15 protein-coding genes and 1 tRNA gene are annotated in these 17,974 nt (G+C 62.4%); 8 read left to right on the top strand and 8 right to left on the bottom strand.

Annotated features, from left to right (window positions below; all coding sequences use genetic code 11):
- Positions 1-37: 37 nt before the first annotated feature.
- Positions 38-652 carry a YdcF family protein gene (locus tag ACT6Q8_RS12595; RefSeq protein ID WP_054166934.1) on the bottom strand — a complete coding sequence of 205 codons (615 nt, stop codon included), beginning with the start codon at positions 650-652 and terminating at the stop codon, positions 38-40.
- Positions 649-1,533: a cell division protein FtsX gene (locus tag ACT6Q8_RS12600; RefSeq protein WP_444732799.1), complete on the bottom strand. Its 885-nt coding sequence runs from the start codon at positions 1,531-1,533 to the stop codon at positions 649-651. Before ACT6Q8_RS12600 ends, ACT6Q8_RS12595 begins: the two co-directional genes overlap by 4 nt.
- 234 nt (positions 1,534-1,767) lie before the next feature.
- Here ACT6Q8_RS12600 and ACT6Q8_RS12605 point away from each other — a divergent pair, with 234 nt between their 5' ends.
- Complete coding sequence (locus tag ACT6Q8_RS12605; RefSeq protein ID WP_444739386.1) at positions 1,768-2,775, top strand: zinc-ribbon domain-containing protein; 1,008 nt, start codon at positions 1,768-1,770, stop codon at positions 2,773-2,775.
- Positions 2,776-3,041: 266 nt separating this feature from the next.
- Here ACT6Q8_RS12605 and infC read toward each other — a convergent pair whose 3' ends face one another.
- The 3 genes from infC to ACT6Q8_RS12620 form a co-directional block, all read right to left on the bottom strand.
- Entirely contained in the window at positions 3,042-3,581 is a 540-nt protein-coding gene (gene infC / locus ACT6Q8_RS12610) for a translation initiation factor IF-3 (RefSeq protein ID WP_054166937.1), read from the bottom strand.
- Between the two features lie 95 nt (positions 3,582-3,676).
- The gene (thrS, locus tag ACT6Q8_RS12615; RefSeq protein ID WP_054166938.1) at positions 3,677-5,668 is read right to left on the bottom strand and encodes a threonine--tRNA ligase; all 1,992 of its coding nucleotides are present in this window, start codon (positions 5,666-5,668) and stop codon (positions 3,677-3,679) included.
- Positions 5,669-5,795: 127 nt separating this feature from the next.
- Positions 5,796-6,812, bottom strand: a complete 1,017-nt coding sequence (locus ACT6Q8_RS12620; protein WP_444732798.1) for a porin — start codon at positions 6,810-6,812, stop codon at positions 5,796-5,798.
- Positions 6,813-6,957: 145 nt separating this feature from the next.
- Here ACT6Q8_RS12620 and ACT6Q8_RS12625 point away from each other — a divergent pair, with 145 nt between their 5' ends.
- The 5 genes from ACT6Q8_RS12625 to ACT6Q8_RS12645 all read left to right on the top strand — a co-directional run bounded on the left by ACT6Q8_RS12625 (position 6,958) and on the right by ACT6Q8_RS12645 (position 10,299).
- On the top strand, positions 6,958-7,653 hold the full coding sequence (locus ACT6Q8_RS12625) for a YggS family pyridoxal phosphate-dependent enzyme (RefSeq protein ID WP_444732797.1): 696 nt from the start codon (positions 6,958-6,960) through the stop codon (positions 7,651-7,653).
- Positions 7,646-8,239: a DUF4269 domain-containing protein gene (locus tag ACT6Q8_RS12630; protein WP_444732796.1), complete on the top strand. Its 594-nt coding sequence runs from the start codon at positions 7,646-7,648 to the stop codon at positions 8,237-8,239. Before ACT6Q8_RS12625 ends, ACT6Q8_RS12630 begins: the two co-directional genes overlap by 8 nt.
- Before the next feature lie 55 nt (positions 8,240-8,294).
- Positions 8,295-8,385, top strand: a tRNA-Ser gene (locus ACT6Q8_RS12635).
- Between the two features lie 358 nt (positions 8,386-8,743).
- Entirely contained in the window at positions 8,744-9,517 is a 774-nt protein-coding gene (locus ACT6Q8_RS12640) for an SDR family oxidoreductase (protein ID WP_444732795.1), read from the top strand.
- On the top strand, positions 9,514-10,299 hold the full coding sequence (locus ACT6Q8_RS12645; RefSeq protein WP_444732794.1) for a class I SAM-dependent methyltransferase: 786 nt from the start codon (positions 9,514-9,516) through the stop codon (positions 10,297-10,299). The genes ACT6Q8_RS12640 and ACT6Q8_RS12645 overlap by 4 nt, the downstream gene beginning before the upstream one ends.
- Positions 10,300-10,397: 98 nt before the next feature.
- On the opposite strand, the gene ACT6Q8_RS12650 is transcribed toward ACT6Q8_RS12645, so the two are convergent.
- Entirely contained in the window at positions 10,398-10,814 is a 417-nt protein-coding gene (locus ACT6Q8_RS12650; RefSeq protein ID WP_444732793.1) for a dihydroneopterin aldolase, read from the bottom strand.
- Between the two features lie 79 nt (positions 10,815-10,893).
- On the bottom strand, positions 10,894-11,832 hold the full coding sequence (locus ACT6Q8_RS12655; protein WP_444739387.1) for a hypothetical protein: 939 nt from the start codon (positions 11,830-11,832) through the stop codon (positions 10,894-10,896).
- A 345-nt stretch (positions 11,833-12,177) separates the two neighbouring features.
- Here ACT6Q8_RS12655 and ACT6Q8_RS12660 point away from each other — a divergent pair, with 345 nt between their 5' ends.
- A complete protein-coding gene (locus ACT6Q8_RS12660; protein ID WP_054166946.1) occupies positions 12,178-14,406 on the top strand; it encodes a methyl-accepting chemotaxis protein in 2,229 nt (742 codons plus the stop codon).
- Between the two features lie 78 nt (positions 14,407-14,484).
- Here ACT6Q8_RS12660 and katG read toward each other — a convergent pair whose 3' ends face one another.
- Complete coding sequence (gene katG / locus ACT6Q8_RS12665; protein ID WP_444732791.1) at positions 14,485-16,698, bottom strand: catalase/peroxidase HPI; 2,214 nt, start codon at positions 16,696-16,698, stop codon at positions 14,485-14,487.
- A gap of 311 nt (positions 16,699-17,009) precedes the next feature.
- On the opposite strand from katG, the gene ACT6Q8_RS12670 reads away from it, so the two are divergent.
- On the top strand, positions 17,010-17,915 hold the full coding sequence (locus tag ACT6Q8_RS12670; protein WP_054166948.1) for a hydrogen peroxide-inducible genes activator: 906 nt from the start codon (positions 17,010-17,012) through the stop codon (positions 17,913-17,915).
- The last annotated feature ends 59 nt before the right edge of the window (positions 17,916-17,974 follow it).

Below are 17,974 nucleotides of genomic sequence, written 5' to 3' on the forward strand. Positions count from 1 at the left end.
GAAGGACCCCGCCCTGTCCATAGCCGGTGCCGTAGGGTCAGACCGCCGGGCGCGGGGCCGTCAGGGCCGCGCGGACCACGGCCAGCAGATATTTGTTATATTCCCCGATAATCAGCTCTGCCGTGCCGGGCCAGCTCCACCACCCGTCCAGGCGCACCTTCTGCGGTGTCACGGGATGGGGGACCAGGGTGACACCGGGCAGGGCGCGGCGGAATTCCACCAGGCTGCGCGGCATATGGTAATTGGCCGTCACCACCCGCAGGCTGGTGAAACCTTCCTCTTCCATCCAGCGCGCGGTTTCCACCGCATTGCCTTCGGTATCGTCGGCGTCATAGCCAAGCTGCACGCAGCATTCCAGGTCGTTTCCCGACTTGGAGGAGATGGCCAGCAATTCGCGCACATCCACGCCGCGATAGACGCCGGAGATGAAGAGTTTGCGGGCACGGCCAGCGCGCAGAAGGTCAAACCCGACCGACAGCCGCTCGCTGCCACCGGTCAGCACCACGATGCCATCGGTGCGGACATCGTCCTCGGGCGCCTGACGCGGCAGCGATGCCGCAAACAGGAACAGGCCACCGGCCCAGGTCCCCGCCAGAAGGGTGACCAGCAGCACAAGCCTGCGCAACTGCCGGGAAGCCGGATGTCCGCTCACGGCAGACGCCCCAGCGCCCGCATGACAGTCAGCCGTGCCGTCAGGGCCGCCAACAGCGCCGCCACCACCGGCACAACAGGCAGCCACGCCCAATCCCGCAGCGACAGGGCCATGTCGGGCAGCAGCGACGCGCCCAGCCCCTGCCCCGCCTGTTCAAGGCCCCAGAGCGTGGCCAGCGCCAGCAGGAAGCCGACACCGCCGCCCAGCAAGGCCTGACGCAGCATATGCGTCTGGAACTGGCCCGCGACATAGCCGTCGGTGGCGCCCATGACATGCAGCAGCTCCACCTCCTGCCGATGCACCGCGAATCCGGAGGATGCGGCAAAGATAATGGAGATGACGCCCGCCCCGCCGATGAGCGCGATGATGCCGACAGACACGGCCTGAACGGTCCGCGCCAGTCGGCGCAGGTCACCCAGCCAGCGGGCCGGGTCCTCCACCGTCACAAAAGGCGCGGCGCGGTTCAGCTGTTCGGAAAGGTCGGCGACATTGGCCCCGTCGGCCAGACGCACATCGATCAGCACCGGCAGCGGCAGTTCCGAAACCAGCGCCCCTTCGCCCAGCCAAGGTTCGATCAGGGCGCGGGCATCGGCGTCCGACAGGCGGCTGGCCGTCGCGACAAAGGCGCTGGCCGACAGGGCGTCCATCACCTTGCGCACGCGTTCATCCAGTTCGCGAGCATTGGCGGTGCCGGTGGGTGCCACCTGTACCGTCATGCCCGCCGTCAGTTCGCTGTCCCAGCGCCGCGCCAGACCCGACAGAATCAGCGACACGGCCAGGGCCAGCGCCGCCAGATAGACCATCAGGGCGATGATCCAGGGCAGGAAACGCCCCGTCGCGTCCTGACTCAGCGGTATGTCGAAATGGGCGCGGCGGCGCATCGGTCCCTGTTCCGGCTGTGGGGGGCCGTTCATCCCGGCCCGTCGGTCAGCGACAGGAATGGCATGGGCGGACGGCAAGGTAAAGCCGGCAGACCCCGTCCGACGGAGGTAGCGCTTCTTTCCGCCCCGTCCTTGCACAGGATGCCCGCGCCCGCCTATAAGGGATTGGCGCGGACGGCATCGCCGTTCGCCTTCCAATTTCCGATCCACCCCGTACCCCGGCGCCCCGACCCGATGATCCTGTCCTGTCCGTCCTGCGCAAAACGTTTCATGCTCGACGGGCGTCTTCTGGGTGCGGGCCGCAAGGTGAAATGCGGCCAGTGCGGGAACGTCTGGTTCGCTGAGCCGAACATGGCGGTGGCGCCGCCGCCGCCTTCCCGGTCCGCAGCAGCCCCGGCACCTGCACAGCGCGCGCCCGCCGCACAACGCCCGGCAGCGTCGACAAAAGCCCCTCTGGCCGTCGTGGAACGGCCCGGTGCCGGCGGCGGCGGCAGTGCGCCAGCAAGCCGCCCTGCGGCCCGCAACGCCGTCTCTCCCCCCCCACCTCCGCCACCTCCGCCGCCTCCCATGGAGGAGCCACGCGGCAACCTGTTCGATGATCCGCCGGGCGATGATCTGGCTGGATTCGGGAATCTGGGCGGGGATGGCGACAGCGATGGATTCGATTCCAAGCGATTCGACGCCGACGCCGATGATATGGGGCTGGCCCGGCCCTTCAGGCCACGCCCCATCCCGAAGGGTAGCAACCTGCCGGCCCTGCCCGGCCAATCCAAGGCCCGGCGGGCCGCGATGGCGGCCTGGGCCGGGCTGGTACTGGCCGTGGGCGGCATCGGGGCCGGGCTGTTCTATGGCAAGGACATGGTCATCCAGGCCTGGCCCGCCGCCTTCCCGCTCTATGAAATGGCGGGGCTGGCCGAACTGCCGGGCACGGGCCTGTCGGAACCGGGCGATCCCAAGACCACCAAGGTTGAAATCCGCGACATCGAAGGCATCAACATGCTGTTCGTATCGGGAGAGATCGCCAACAAGTCCGACAGTCAGCGCGATGTGCCCGATATCCAGGCCGTCGCCGTCGGGGAGGACGGTAAGGAACTGTACGCTTGGCGCATCGTGCCACCCGTGCGCCGCCTGTTCCCCAACCAGTCCACGAAATTCGAGTCGCGCCGGCCCGAGAACCAAGGCACCCAGGCCAAGAGCATCAGCTTCCGCTATGTCGCGCCGGAGAAGCCAGCAGCGCACTAGATCCGGTTTACGTTGACTGGAAGCACCACCAAAGCCGGCGGGGACCCCGCGTAGAGCGGCGTCCGCCGCGATATGAGCCATATCAGCGCTAACCACGTCTCATGCTGGGTCACAGCTTTCGCCGGGATGACGAAGAAAACGCGCTCGCAATCAAAAGAAGTCCGCACTGACATCGTCAGATAACCGGTTCTCAGGGGGAGCACCCAAAAGAAAAGGCCGCATCCCCTGGGATGCGGCCTTTTCTTTTGATCATCGGGGGCAGCCGGTCAGCGCGGCGCCAGAACCATGATCATCTGCTTGCCTTCCAGCTTCGGCATCTGTTCGACCTTTCCCAGATCGTCCAGTGCCTCGCGCACCTTCACCAGAACGGCCATACCGATATCCTGGTGAGCCATTTCACGGCCACGGAAGCGCATGGTTACCTTGACCTTGTCGCCTTCTTCCAGGAAGCGGCGCATGGCCTTCATCTTGATCTCGTAATCATGCTCGTCGATATTCGGACGCAGCTTGATTTCCTTAACCTCGATGATCTTCTGCTTCTTGCGGGCCTCGTTGGCCTTCTTCTGCGCCTCGTACTTGTACTTGCCATAGTCGAGGATCTTGCAGACAGGCGGATCGGCGTTGGGGCTGACCTCGACAAGGTCGAGGCCAGCGTCCTCGGCAGCAATCAAGGCATCGCGCAGGCTGACGACACCAACCATCTCGCCCTCGGCGTCAACCAGACGCACGGAGCGGACATTGATTTCGCGATTGATGCGGGGACCGTCGCGTTGGGGTTCGCGGTCTTGGGAGGTAGGCCTGGCTATGGAAACTTCTCCTGTTTTCCTGGGACCGCCGCCCGGCGGCAGCTTTGGCGCGCGGGCGAGCGGCGATCCGTTATTATACGGGGTTCGAGGTAGTTTTAGAACGCAGAATCGGTCGAGGCGGTATCCGCGGGCGGACGCGCCTCTTCCGACAGATTAGCAATGGCAGCGTCAAGGGCAAGGATTTCCTGCGCATTGGAGCCAAGACGGCGCACGGCGACCGTCCCCTGCTCCGCCTCACGCGCACCAACCACCAGCATGACCGGCACCTTCTGGAGCGAATGTTCGCGGACCTTCAGGTTGATCTTCTCGTTTCGGATGTCCAGTTCTACCCGCAGGCCGGCCCGGCGTAGCTTGGCCGCCACCTGTTCGGCATAGGCGTCCGCGTCCGACACGATGGTGGCCACGGTCACCTGGGTGGGGGCCAGCCACAGCGGGAACTTGCCGGCATAATGTTCGATCATCATGCCGATGAAACGTTCAAGGCTGCCCAGGATGGCCCGGTGCAGCATGACGGGGCGATGCTTGGCCCCATCCTGCCCGATATAAGAGGCATCCAGACGCTCTGGCAGCTGGAAATCCAGCTGCAGGGTACCACACTGCCAGGAACGGCCGATGGCGTCGGTTAGGTGGAACTCTACCTTGGGGCCATAGAACGCGCCCTCACCGGGCAACTCCTCGAACTCCAAACCGTTGGCGCGCAGGGCCACACGCAGGCTTTCCTCGGCCTTGTCCCAGGTGGCATCGTCCCCCAGACGATTGTCGGGGCGCAGGGCCAGCTTGACCGCGATCTTGTCGAAGCCCAGGTCCTTATAGACGCCCAGCTGCAACGCGAAATATTCCTTCGCCTCGCTGCCGACCTGATCCTCGGTACAGAAGATATGCGCGTCATCCTGGGTGAAATTGCGCACGCGCAAGATACCGTGCAGGGCGCCCGACGGCTCATTGCGGTGGCAATTGCCAAACTCGGCCATGCGCAGCGGCAGGTCGCGATAACTCTTCAGGCCCTGGCGGAAAATCTGCACATGGGCGGGGCAGTTCATGGGCTTAACGCCCAGATATTTCTCCACCCCGTCCTCGGACACCGATTCCCGGACCTTGAACATGTTGTCGCCATACAGGTCCCAGTGACCCGACGCCTTGAACAGGCTCGAATCATAAAGCTGCGGCGTGCGCACCTCGACATAGTTGGCGGTGACCAGCTTGGCGCGGATGTAGTTTTCAAGGCTCCGGTAGAGCGCCCAGCCCTTGGGGTGCCAGAACACCGACCCCGTCGCCTCTTCCTGCACATGGAACAGGTCCATTTCGCGGCCCAGCTTGCGATGGTCGCGCTTCTCTGCTTCTTCGATCTGGTGCAGGTGATCGGCCAGTTCCTTTTCGGTACGCCAGGCGGTGCCATAGATACGCTGCAACATGGCGTTCTTGGCATCGCCGCGCCAATAGGCACCGGCCACCTTCATCAGCTTGAAGGCATGGCCGACACGGGACGTGCTGGGCAGGTGGGGCCCGCGGCACAGATCGTACCACTTGCCCTGACGATAGATGGTGATGGTTTCGGACGCCGGCAGATCCTCGATGATCTGGGCCTTGTACTTCTCACCGATGGACTTGAAATGCTCGATGGCTTCGGTCCGGTCCCATTCCTCACGCGTGAAGGGGCGGTTCTCGTCCACGATCTCGTGCATGCGCTTTTCGATCTTCACCAGATCGTCGGGCGTGAACGGCGTGTCGCGCGCGAAGTCGTAATAGAAGCCCGTGGCGATGGCGGGGCCGATCGTCACCTGCGTGCCGGGATACAGCTCCTGCACCGCCTCGGCCATGATGTGCGCGGCATCGTGCCGGATCAGGTCCAGCGCGTCGGCCTCGTTCTTGTCCGTGATGATCGCCAGATTGCAATCGGCCTGCAGCGGCAGGGCCAGGTCACGGACAACGCCGTCGATCTTCACGGCCAGGGCGGCCTTGGCGAGCGACTTAGCGATGGAGGCGGCCACGTCGGCCCCGGTAGTGCCCTGCGCATAGGTCCGCACGCTGCCATCGGGCAGCGTAATGGCAACCTGGGCGCTGGAAACGGGCACTTCAGCCGACGACATGGCTTTTCCCCTGATAGGAGTTGGAAATAGGTGGAGCGCGACTTTTGACCGGCGGGCACCTGCCGGTCAAGCGCGGTAGATGGGCGAATTTCACATGGAAGGGAAGGGGTTTCGGTAGGGAGGTGAGTTAAAACCGCGCCTCAACCCCTAGCGTCCCCACCCAACCCCGGCGTCCGCCCTCATAACGGACCGTATCGAGGCTGAGGCTGGTTTCATCCAGGATGCGCCAGGACAGGCCGGCGCCATAGGCATCATAATCCTGGCTGATATCCTGACTGACGCCCTGCCACCACAGCGCCGCGCCATAGGGGCCGTTCTCATAAGACGCCATCAGGGTGGTGCTGGTGGCGTCATCACCCTTCAACCGGCCACTATCGCCGTCATCCACATAGATGACGCTGCCCGAAAACCCGCCATAGAGCGCCAATGCGGCCAATTTCAGGCTCTGCGTATCGCCCAGCAGGGGGTTGCGGCTGTCGGCGGTCACATAGCCGGCAGCCAGTTCATAGGAAACCGCGTCGATATCGCCCTGGTAATTCAGGCCGATCTCCCAGAGATCACGATCCAGCCGGCCCGGCGTTTGTTTGGCGATATCTTCCACCAGACTGTCACGCTTGGGCGCATAGGACAGGCCCAGGCGCAGGCCCATGACGCGCGGCGTCTCATACAGCAGCTTGGTGGCATCATCACTGTCGCGGCCCAGATGGTCGATGGGCGGGGCCGTGCCGGCGATCCCGGTCCACAGCCCATCCATCTGACCGCCCGCCAGCAGCGGCAGCAGATCGACGGCCCGCTTGGCCGCCCCATCCTCATCCCCCACGCGCAGCCGGCCCCAGGCAGAATTGACGGTCAGAAAGACCTCACTCACCGTCAGCTGGTCGTTGCGTCCGGGCCGGTCCAGGCTTTTCTGATAATCGCCCGACCCCACCGTGGCGGTCAGCGACAGGCCAAGCCCGCTATCGGTGGTGACCGTCCCCTCCCCGGTCGCGGCATAGGCGCCGAAAATGTCATGCCCCTCGCCCGTGCGAACGACGGCCCCCTGCCCCACGCCGCGCCCCGTGAACTCCACCGTTTCACCGGCAGCGGGAAACGCGGCCAGCAAGCTGACGGCGGCGGTGCGAATGGCGCGGGACAGGCGGGGCAAGATCACATCCATATCGGCGATGGCGCGCGGCCACAGGATTGACGGGCAGGATTGACGGGGCGGACAGGAAGGGCTTTACGTGCGTGATGGGGCGAAAACAAGGCCGATGGCCCACCTGCCCCGGTAATTGCACGAGAAGCCAACCATGACCGATCCCGCCAACGATGTGGCCGCCAACCTGGCCGAGATCAAGGCCCGCATCGACAAAGCCGCCATTGAGGCCGGGCGCCCCGCCGGTGCGGCCCGCCTGATTGCGGTGTCCAAGGTGCAGCCCGTGGAAAAGCTGGAAGCAGCACTGGCCGCCGGCCACCGCCTGTTCGGGGAGAACCGGGTGCAGGAGGCGAAGGCCAAGTTTCCATCCGCCCGCGAACGCTACCCCGATATAGAATTGCACCTGATCGGCCCGTTACAGACCAACAAGGTTAAGGAAGCCGTGGCTCTGTTCGATGTGATCCAAACGCTGGACCGCCCCAAACTGGCCGCCGCCCTGGCCGAGGAAGGGCGCAAACAGGGCCGACTGCCTCGTCTGTTCGTGGAGGTGAATGTGGGGGCGGAGCCACAGAAAGCCGGAATCGTGCCTGCTGACCTGGCCGCCTTCCTGGATGAATGCCGCGATACCTATGCCCTGACCATCGACGGCCTGATGTGCATCCCGCCCGCCGATCAGGAACCCGCCCCCTTCTTCACCCTGCTCTCCGATCTGGCCCAACGCCACGGGCTTCGCGAAGTGTCGATGGGCATGAGCGGGGATTACGAGTTGGCGGTGCGCCTGGGCGCCAGTTTCGTGCGCGTCGGCACGGCCATTTTCGGCGAACGGATCAAGCCGGCTCGCCATGACTGACGGGCTGCCCGATTTCCGCGACTGGTCCTTCCTGGCGCACGGCAGTGAGGATCAACGCCGGGCCTTCGCCACCCTGTCACGGCACCAGCCGTTCAACCGGCTGGAAGGCGCCGACAGTGCGCTTGCCGGAACCTTCCCCATCGACATCGCCATTGATGGCTCCGACCTCGACATCCTGGTCGCCGCGGACCCCACCAGCTTCGCCCCCGTGCTGGACGCTGGATTCGGCCAGGAGCAGGGGTACAGGCGCCACCTGATCACCGTCAGCGACGGTCCTGCCCTGGTGGCGGCCTTCACGCTGGATGGTCTGCCCGTCGAGATTTTCGTGCAGGATGTGCCGGTGGGGCGGCAGATGGGCTGGCGGCACATGCTGGTAGAGGCACGCCTCCTGCTACTGGACCCCAGCCTGCGCCCGGCGATCCGGGCGCTGAAACAGGCCGGCGTTAAAACCGAACCAGCCTTCGCCCGCCTGCTGGATCTGCCGGGCGATCCCTATCAGGCGCTGCTGACCCTGGAAGCGCACAACGATACGGCCTTGATCAAGCTGCTGTCCCAACGCCGGTCCGCCATGCCGAAACAGGGGTGATTAAAAAGCTTGCGGGATCGGATCGACCTCATTATGTTCCGCGCCCATCCAGTGCGGAGGGGTGGCCGAGTGGTTGAAGGCGCTCGCCTGGAAAGCGGGTATACGTCAAAAGCGTATCGTGAGTTCGAATCTCATCCCCTCCGCCATTTTCTCGCTAAGGCGATGAAAAATAAGTCTCTTGGAAAAGCTCCAAGGGGCTTTTGGCATTTTTGCACCAACGTTGGTACAAAACGCAGGGCGCGGATAATACGCACGGCGCCGGCCCTTTTGGGCGTTCTGCGAAACCTGCTGGCGCCACAAGGCATTGCACGCTGATCGCATGACCGCTTTGGGGCTTCCGGTTCCTTCTGAGGCGCGCCAACAGAAGCGGCCTTCATACGGCTGGTGCGAAAAGTTCAACGCAGGTAGAAAAGCCCCCACTTGAGGTAGCAGCCCGCCATGCTACTTCCAATAGGCCCGCTGCTAACGGCGACCCATTCGCCCACTGACTTTAGGCTGCTCTCCATGAGATCAAAAACGGTGATCGTTACTGGCGCTGCCAAGCGTCTTGGGCGGGCCATAACGATGTATTTGGCGCGCGCGGGATGGGATGTGGCCATTCATTACGGGACATCCCGCTCAGAGGCAGAATCTGTCGCCCAAGAAGTGGAGCAACTTGGCCGCCGGGCGGTCCTGATTCAAGCCGATCTGGCATCACCCGATGTCGGCATCCAGGTTGTGAGTACGGCGCAGGCCGCCCTGGGGCCAATTCGTGCGTTGGTGAACAGCGCGTCGGTATTTGAATTCGATGAGGCGGACAGCTTCAAGGCTGAAAACTGGGATCATGCCTTTGCCGTCAACCTGCGCGCCCCCACGCTTTTGTCCCAGGCATTCGCCAACCAGGGCGAAAGCCTGGAAGACAGGTGCATAATTAATATTCTGGATCAGAAAATAACAAATCTTAACCCCGATTTCTTCAGTTACACGGCAACCAAACTCGCCCTTGAAGGGGTCACCCGCCTTAGTGCAATGGCGTGGCAAGGACGTGTAAGGGTTCTGGCGATTGCACCCGGACTTTGCCTGCCCAGCGGCGATCAGACGGAGGAAGATTTCCAGACAGCCCACGCGACTGCACCACTCGGTCGCGGCTCCACGCCCGCTGATATTTCGGCACTCGTCGCATACTGCCTTGAGGCACCTTTAATGTCTGGCCGAACAATCACGGTAGACGGCGGACAACATCTACAGCCACGCAATCGAGACGTGATGTTCGAAGCCCGTGCGGAGCAGGAAGTATGAGGACGTGCCCGATATGCGGGAGCCCCGCCAAAAAAATCTTCGACAAGGAGTTCAATGTATCCTGCGGAGACTATTTCGAAGGTTATCGCCTATACACAGATAATATTGGCCCCTTTTCCCTGCACGCCTGTGGTTTGTGCGATTTTGCGTGGTATCCGGAATTTGATGCATGGAGCGACAGCGATTTCCTTGCACGCATATATAATGATGATTATCACCTATGCGACCCGCCGTTTGAGTATGAGAGGCCGGCCAGCCTGGCAATGTGGCTGAACTCATTTCTCGGTGACCGCACATTGCTGGATTTCGGCGGTGGGGAGGGCACGCTTGCAACCATGCTACGAAGCCAGGGCAAGCTGGCCACTGTTTACGACCCCTATTATGGCAACACCACCCTGCCGGCCGGCACATACGACATCGTCACCGCGTTTGAAGTCATGGAGCACATTCCCGACCAGGACTGGTTGATCGGTTCTCTCCTTGCCTCTTGTTCGGATGCCGGCGTACTGATTTTCTCTAGCCTTCTACGAACAGAGATAGACGATCAAGACTGGTGGTATGCGTCGCCCCGCAACGGGCATTGCTGCTTCCATTCCACCCAAAGCTTGAAGATGCTTATGGAGAAACATGGTCTGCACGTCCATTCATTGAGCGACGAACTTCATATAGCAGCAAGGACCATCGGGTCCTTGGACCGCTATAAGGGGCTCAATGCTCCCCGCATCAGTGGGCAACCAAAGTTCAGGTTCGTCCAGCCCTGGTCAGCAATGGCACCTATATAGCGTCTGGCAGGTGTTCTTAGAAACATCTGCCAGCCCATAGGATTTTGTTTTGCCGTGTGATTCACGGCCTAAATGATGCCGTTTAAGCTGATCGCGCTCTAGGAGCGTTTGCGGAAAATCTCGATTCCAGCGCCAGCCGTCTCATTGAAGATGCCCGGCTTGAGGATAGAGACGCACACGGCGTCAACGCGGGCATCACGGAAACATTCTACGATAAGCGCCTCTGCCAGCGCCTCCAGGTACGGCGTGTGGGGACGCTGGCTCCAGCTCACGATGAAGGACCGAATAGGGTCATAGTCGACAATGCCACCACCCGCAAAGCCACCAGCATCCGCATAGCCCTTGCAATACATGTCCACATTGACAACAAGCCTGTTGGGCCGTTCCGGAAACTGCTCCCAAGGGTGAATACCGACACTACAGTCAACAGTAACGTTTACAAGACGGACACGCAGATAGTTCTGCGCGTTATCCAAATTACACATGACGTCGCCAGACGATACAGTTCCGTTCAATTTTCTCTCCAATTTTACTGTACAGAGATTCATTATGACATGAAAAGCTCATGGCATCGGTGATCGTGCCGGGCCTGCTTCAGGCAAAAGGGACGGCAGCGCCGGTTTCGGCCTCAAAGTTCCATTCTGACAATATGGCCCGCAGCATGAACATCAAGTCCTGGCAGAAATAAAGTTGCTCCGCAGGATCCCAGAGAAAGTCGGGCGCAAGCTGTCTGGCAAGCACAATCGCGCAGTACCTTTTGCCGTTAAAAACCCTTTCAATTGGCGCTGGATTTATGCTGTATCCGGCAGATTTTGCGCCGACCAGCGTGTTTTTCAGCGGAACGGCAAAATCAGATACAGTTTCATCGTCGGTATTTATCTTACCGACTTCAGCCAGCGAGGATACCAGCTTCTTGACCTTACAAAAATGCTCCTCCGGAATGCAGATATTCACATTTGCGCGCTTCACGATCAACTCCACACGCAAATAAATTTCTTTCCCTTCGGACAATAGCCGATAATCCGCAAAGCAATCTCCCTTAACGTGGGATATCTCGATACAGGTCTCCGGCCGGTCCCTTGGAGGCATATCTATCGAAGCGCCACGACCTAAGAAAGAAAACGACCGCAGTAGTGACTGCGGAAATCCCGTTTCAAACCGATAGGGCTTAAATATTTTGTCTTTGTGCTCAACGATCTTCGAGAATTCCCGCGGAATTTTGTCGACGAGCACCGACTGTGTCCGGTCGATGAGCGCGTCGCCACCTGAATGGGCAAATTGCAAAAATACCAAAATAAGAATGATGGGCAGCAGGACGGCAAGCAACTGCGATCCTGCAACAACCCAGAATTCCTTATTGTCACCCAACCCCTTCTGAATGACATACATATTTAACGCTAAAATAATTATAGCAGCCAGAAACCCAGAAATTTTAAGCTTTAAAGGTATTGTGGCGATGCGGATATTCTGAAGGAGGTCGCTAGACATATTATGACTGGTCCATTTTTCACAATGACGGAGTTTGTAGATCATGCTGACTCGGGCAGGCCAGATTGTGGATTGCAATCCTTCCTATTCCAGCAGTCTTCACGGCTTGTATGGGAAGCGTCAGAACAAGAACTGTCAAGTTTATAAGCATTCACTTCTACCGTCGACCGTCTGCGCGCGTCAGACACGGTATGTATTGAGTCGCCGACGGTGGCGTATGTCATTCCCCTGTGGCATCAACACACCGCGCCACCAGAGCCCTTCGCCATTTCGCGTATTCCGGGCCACGCAAATCCCAGTTAGACTCTGTGAAAATACCGCCCGAACCTAACGGGCACGCCACCGCCACGTTCACTTTCCTCAGTAGTGCCAATCCGGAGAGTTCTGACGATGCTGCGTGATCTGCCCATAACCCCGAAGCTGGGTCTTGCGTCCTTGCTGTTCCTGGTGCCTGTGGCATTCCTGCTCTGGGCGTTGGTCGCAAAACAAGGTGAGGCCATCGGCTTTGCCGAGAAGGAACAGCAAGGCACGCTTTACCTGCGTGGGCTGGCACAGGTGCAGATGACGCTTGCCAAGGCAGAGATCTCTGGCGGCACCGTGGATGGCAAGGCGCTGGCCGATCAGGTGAAGAAGCTGGACGGCCAGTATGGTGACGGGATGGAAGCCGCTACCCAGGTGAAGGACACCATAACGGCGCTTGGGGCCGGACAGGCAACGGGTCCGGGCCGCACGGCCCTGCGCGCCCTGATCACGCGGGTGGGTGACAAGTCGAACCTGATCCTGGACCCCGATCTGGACAGCTACTACGTCATGGATCTGGCGCTGATCAAGCTGCCGGACCTGCTGGACCAAACCAGCGCTATGTACAGCCTGACGCACAGGCTCTACGCCGACGGCAGCGTCAGTGCGGAGGAGAAGGTTGATCTCTATGTCTCGCTGGGCGGGCTGAAGGCCGTGGCCGATGGGTCGGGCAATTCGGTGAAGGCTGCCATCGATGCCAGCGCCGACGGCAGCGTGGCCAAGGCCCTGAGCAAGCCGGATGCTGACCTGCAGGCCGCGTTCAAGACCCTGGTGACCCAGGCGGAGGCACAGGCCCTGGACCCCGCCGCAACTAACGCCGCCCTGGCCCGTATTGATGCGCTCTATGCCGCCGGCTCTGCCGACCTGTCGCGCTTGCTGGAGGCCCGCATCGGCAGGTTCCATCAGGAACAGATCATGACGCTGGCCATCACGGCCCTGCTGTTCGCCATTGCGGCGGGGGCGGTGCTGTTCGTGGTCCTGCGCTATGTCATCGCCCCCTTGGGCCACCTGACGCGGTCCATGGGGCAACTGGCCGATGGCGACCTGACAGTGCAGGTGGCCTTCGCCGAGCAGAAGGATGAGGTGGGGGCACTGGCCCGCGCCATGGGCGTGTTCAAGGCCAATGCGCTCCGCAACCGCGAACTGGAGGAGGCGCAGCAGCGCGAGCAGGAGGCCCGCGCCCGGCGTCAGGCCTCGCTGGAGGAACTGGTGCGCGACTTCCAGATGGCGGTCAGCGGCCAGCTGCGCACCTTCGCCAGCGCCTCGACCGAGTTGGAGGCGACGGCCCGCAACCTGTCGCATCAGGCGGACGAGACCACCAACCGCACAGGCATCGCGGGGCAGAGCGCCGACCGCGCTACCCAGAATGCCCAGACCGTGGCCGCCGCGACGGAGGAACTGGCCGCGTCCAGTGCCGAAATCGGCTCGCAGATCGAACGCACCTCCCTGACCACCAAGGAAGCCGTGGCCGAGGCCGACAAGGCGCGCGGCGTGGTGGATGAACTGGCCAACGTTGTGGATGGTGTCGGTGCCGTTGTCGATTTCATCCATGCCATCGCGGCCCAGACTAACCTTCTGGCGCTGAATGCCACTATCGAGGCGGCACGCGCCGGAGAGGCCGGCAAGGGCTTCGCCGTGGTCGCGTCAGAGGTGAAGAACCTGGCCAGCCAGACGGCCAAGGCCACCGACGAGATCCAGCAAAAGGTCAATGCCGTGAAGGGCGCCGCCGGCCACGCGGTGGGCATCATCTCCACCATCGCCCGCATCATCGGGGAGGTCGATGGCAATTCCGGCGCCATCGCGTCCGCCGTCACCGAACAGGGTGCCGCCACCGATGAGATTGCCCGCAACGTGACAGAGGCCGCCGACCGCACCCGCGAGGTGACGGAAAGCCTGGGCACCGTCCGCGAAAGTGCGGAATTCACCAAGGTCGCCTCCACCCAGCTTCTGGCCGCCGCCGGCGACCTGTCGCAACAGTCCGAGCGGCTGCGGGCCGATGTAGAGGAATTCCTCTGCGCCATGCAGAAGGCCGGCGAACGCCGCCAGTTCGAACGCCGCCCCTGCACCCTGCGCGGCGAGCTGACGGCCCACGGCCCGCGCGGCAAGGTCGAACGGTTCGAGGTGACCCTGGCCGATATCGGCCTGGGCGGCTGCGCGCTGACCGGCGCCTCGGTGCCGGCGGGGACAGAGGTTGAACTGCGCCTGTCCGGCCAGGCCCTGCCCGGCCGCGTGATTCAGCAGGAAGGTAACCGCCTGCGCCTGCAATTCCGCCTGAACGACCAGACCAGCGACACGGTGGAACGGCTGCTGGCGGCGTGAGGGAGTGACATCTTTAAAAACAAATGGCGGCCCCAGTCATCCCGGAGCCGCCATCCTTCTAACCTAACCCGACCGCGCTTACTTCACATCAAACCGGTCGGCATTCATCACCTTGGTCCAGGCGGCGACGAAGTCGTTCACGAACTTGGCCTCGCCATCGCTGCTGCCATAAACTTCGGCCAGCGCGCGCAGTTGGGAGTTGGAGCCGAAGACCAGATCGACGCGGGTGGCGGTCCATTTGATCGCACCGTTGGTCCGGTCACGGCCTTCGAATACGCCTTGAGTGCCGTCCGTAGCGTTCCAGACCGTGCTGGCATCCAGCAGGTTGACGAAGAAATCGTTGGACAGAACGCCCGGACGCTTGGTGAACACCCCATGCTGCGCCCCGCCGGTATTGGCGTTTAGCGCCCGCATGCCACCCACCAGCACCGTCATTTCCGGGGCCGTCAGGGTCAGAAGCTGGGCCTTGTCGACCAGCATTTCTTCCGCCGGCACCGAATACTCGGTTTTCAGATAGTTGCGGAAACCATCGGCGACCGGCTCCAGCACCGCGAAGCTGTCCACATCCGTCTGATCCTGGCTGGCATCCATGCGGCCCGGCGTGAAGGGCACCGTCACAGCGTGGCCGGCATCCGCCGCCGCCTTTTCCACCGCCGCAACGCCGGCCAGAACGATCAGGTCGGCCAGCGACACTTTCTTAGCGCCCGACGCACTGCCGTTGAACCCGGCCTGGATGCCTTCCAGCACGCCCAGAACCTTGGCCAGCTGTGCCGGCTGGTTCACGACCCAGTCCTTTTGCGGAGCCAGACGCACGCGGGCACCATTGGCCCCGCCGCGCTTGTCCGATCCCCGGAAGGTGGAGGCAGAGGCCCAGGCGGCCCCCACCAGTTCCGGCACCGACAGGCCCGATGCCAGGATGCTACCCTTCAGCGCCGCGATGTCGGCGGCATCGATCAGCGGGTGATCCACGGCGGGGATCGGGTCCTGCCAGATCAGGTCTTCCGCCGGCACTTCCGGCCCCAGATACAGGCTCTTGGGACCCGAGTCGCGGTGGGTCAGCTTGAACCAAGCCCGTGCGAAGGCATCCGCAAACTCTTCCGGATTGGCGCGGAAGCGCTTGGAGATTTCCAGATAGGCCGGATCGGTGCGCAGCGCCATGTCCGCCGTCGTCATCATGGGGGCGTGACGCTTTGTCGGGTCATGCGCGTCGGGCACGGTCGTGGCCGCCGCCGGGTCCTTGGGCTTCCACTGGTGGGCGCCAGCCGGGCTCTTGGTCAGTTCCCATTCGTCATAGCCCAGCAGCGTGTCGAAATAGGAATTGTCCCACTGCGTCGGCGTGGGGGTCCAGGCCCCCTCAATGCCGCTGGTGATGGTGTGAACGCCCTTGCCGGTGCCCAGGCTGTTCAGCCAGCCCAGGCCCATGGCCTCCAACGGCGCGCCTTCCGGCTCCGGCCCAACATGGGCGGGGTCGCCGGCACCATGCGCCTTGCCGAACGTGTGGCCGCCGGCCACCAGGGCCACGGTTTCCTCGTCATTCATGGCCATGCGGGCAAAGGTCTCGCGGATGTCGCGGCCCGACGCCATCGGGTCCGGGTTGCCGTTCGGCCCCTCCGGGTTCACATAGATCAGGCCCATCTGGACCGCCGCCAGGGGGTTTTCCAGGTCGCGATCCCCGCTATAGCGCTTGTCGCCCAGCCAGGTGTCTTCCTTGCCCCAATAAATATCCTCTTCCGGCTCCCAGACATCGGGGCGGCCGCCGCCAAAACCGAAGGTCTTGAAGCCCATCGACTCCAGCGCGACATTGCCGGCCAGGATCATCAGGTCGGCCCAGGAAATGGACTTGCCGTATTTCTGCTTGATGGGCCAGAGCAGGCGGCGCGCCTTGTCCAGGTTGCCATTGTCGGGCCAGGAATTCAGCGGCGCGAAACGCTGCGTACCCGAGCCTGCGCCACCGCGCCCGTCGGAGGTACGATAGGTGCCGGCGCTGTGCCAGGCCATGCGGATGAACAGGCCACCATAATGGCCGTAATCGGCGGGCCACCAATCCTGGCTGTCGGTCATCAGCGCCGTCAGATCGGCCTTGAGCGCAGCATAATCCAGGCCCTTGAACGCCTCGGCATAGTTGAAGCGGCCGCCGAACGGGTCGGACAGGGCCGTGTTCTGGTGCAGGATTTTCAGGTTCAGCTGGTTGGGCCACCAGTCACGGTTGGAACGGCCGCCAAAGGTGGCATTGGGACGAATCCCATGCAGCACAGGGCACTTGGCAGCGCTCCCCGAATTATTCCCGTCCATTCTTATCTCCTGTCATGGATCGATTGTGGCGGTGCGGGCACGAAAGGGTTCGCCGCGGTCAAGCAGCGTCGCGCCCATCAGGACGTCAGACTTCGGTATCGGTGAACATATCGACCGGCCCCGGCATTTCCCGCCGGCCCGGCACACATGGCCCCCTGCCGTTCCGGTAAACCGGAACCCGCGATCCATCGGGGTGATGTGACGCGACGCGGTTGGGACATGGGGGCTTCTCATCCTCGCGGAATAAGACTTAGCAAACTTATGTGATAAGATTAAGTCGGATTTTCTGATTGCGCTAATAAGGTGTGCTTATGACCAACCTGACATTGAAGCAGCTTCGCTATTTCGATGCACTGGCCCGGCTGGGCCATTTCGGGCGCGCGGCGGATGATTGCGCCATCTCGCAACCGGCCTTGTCGATGCAGATCAAGGAGCTGGAGGAAGGGCTGGGCGCACCACTGTTCGAACGCGGGCCGCGCCAGATCTGGCTGACCGGGTTCGGGGAGGAATTTGCCGCCCGCGTGCGCGAGATCCTGCGCTCGGTGGATGAGCTGGGCGATCTGGCCCGCGCCGCGCGGAATCAACTGGCGGGGCGGCTGCGCATCGGGGTGATCCCCACAGTGGCCCCCTATCTGCTGCCATCCATCATCGGTGACCTGACCCGCATGAATGCCGACCTGGACATTCATGTGCGCGAAACGGTGACGCCCAAGCTGCTGCATGAGTTGCTGGAAGGGCGGCTGGATACCGCCGTCGTGGCCCTGCCCGTATCGGAACCATCCCTGACCGAGGTGGCCTTGTTTGAGGAAAACTTCGTGCTGGTTCGCCCGGCGGCAGACGACGCCATGCCCGTGCCCAGCCCGGAGGCCCTGCGCGAAATGCGCCTGCTGCTGCTGGAGGAAGGGCACTGTTTCCGTGATCAGGCCCTGTCCTTCTGCAACATGAATACAGCATTGCCGCGCGAACTGCTGGACGGATCGTCCTTGTCGACCCTGGTACAGATGGTGGGGGCCGGCATCGGCGTCACCCTGATCCCGGAAATGGCGGTGGCCGTGGAGACCAAATCCGCCGCCGTTTCCATCGCCCGCTTCAAGGACCCGGAACCATCGCGCACCATCGGCATGGTCTGGCGCAAGTCCAGCCCCCTGTCGAAGCAGCTCCTCGACATCGCCGACCTTGTGCGCCGGTCGGGGGAGGCACAGCGGGCGGGGCGGTAGATCGGCCTCCGGTTAACCGGAGGCCGATCCGGCGGCGACTGCCGCGCAAGCCAAGCCGC

Origin of the sequence: Niveispirillum sp. (assembly GCF_052437035.1) — a bacterium.
Lineage (GTDB): Bacteria > Pseudomonadota > Alphaproteobacteria > Azospirillales > Azospirillaceae > Niveispirillum.

Coding starts and splice junctions, on each gene's coding strand:
- ACT6Q8_RS12600 (WP_444732799.1), bottom strand. CDS start 1,533: ATGCGCCGCCGCGCCCATTTCGACATACCGCTGAGTCAGGACGCGACG.
- ACT6Q8_RS12605 (WP_444739386.1), top strand. CDS start 1,768: ATGATCCTGTCCTGTCCGTCCTGCGCAAAACGTTTCATGCTCGACGGG.
- thrS (WP_054166938.1), bottom strand. CDS start 5,668: ATGTCGTCGGCTGAAGTGCCCGTTTCCAGCGCCCAGGTTGCCATTACG.
- ACT6Q8_RS12625 (WP_444732797.1), top strand. CDS start 6,958: ATGACCGATCCCGCCAACGATGTGGCCGCCAACCTGGCCGAGATCAAG.
- ACT6Q8_RS12630 (WP_444732796.1), top strand. CDS start 7,646: ATGACTGACGGGCTGCCCGATTTCCGCGACTGGTCCTTCCTGGCGCAC.
- ACT6Q8_RS12640 (WP_444732795.1), top strand. CDS start 8,744: ATGAGATCAAAAACGGTGATCGTTACTGGCGCTGCCAAGCGTCTTGGG.
- ACT6Q8_RS12645 (WP_444732794.1), top strand. CDS start 9,514: ATGAGGACGTGCCCGATATGCGGGAGCCCCGCCAAAAAAATCTTCGAC.
- ACT6Q8_RS12655 (WP_444739387.1), bottom strand. CDS start 11,832: ATGATCTACAAACTCCGTCATTGTGAAAAATGGACCAGTCATAATATG.
- ACT6Q8_RS12660 (WP_054166946.1), top strand. CDS start 12,178: ATGCTGCGTGATCTGCCCATAACCCCGAAGCTGGGTCTTGCGTCCTTG.
- katG (WP_444732791.1), bottom strand. CDS start 16,698: ATGGACGGGAATAATTCGGGGAGCGCTGCCAAGTGCCCTGTGCTGCAT.
- ACT6Q8_RS12670 (WP_054166948.1), top strand. CDS start 17,010: ATGACCAACCTGACATTGAAGCAGCTTCGCTATTTCGATGCACTGGCC.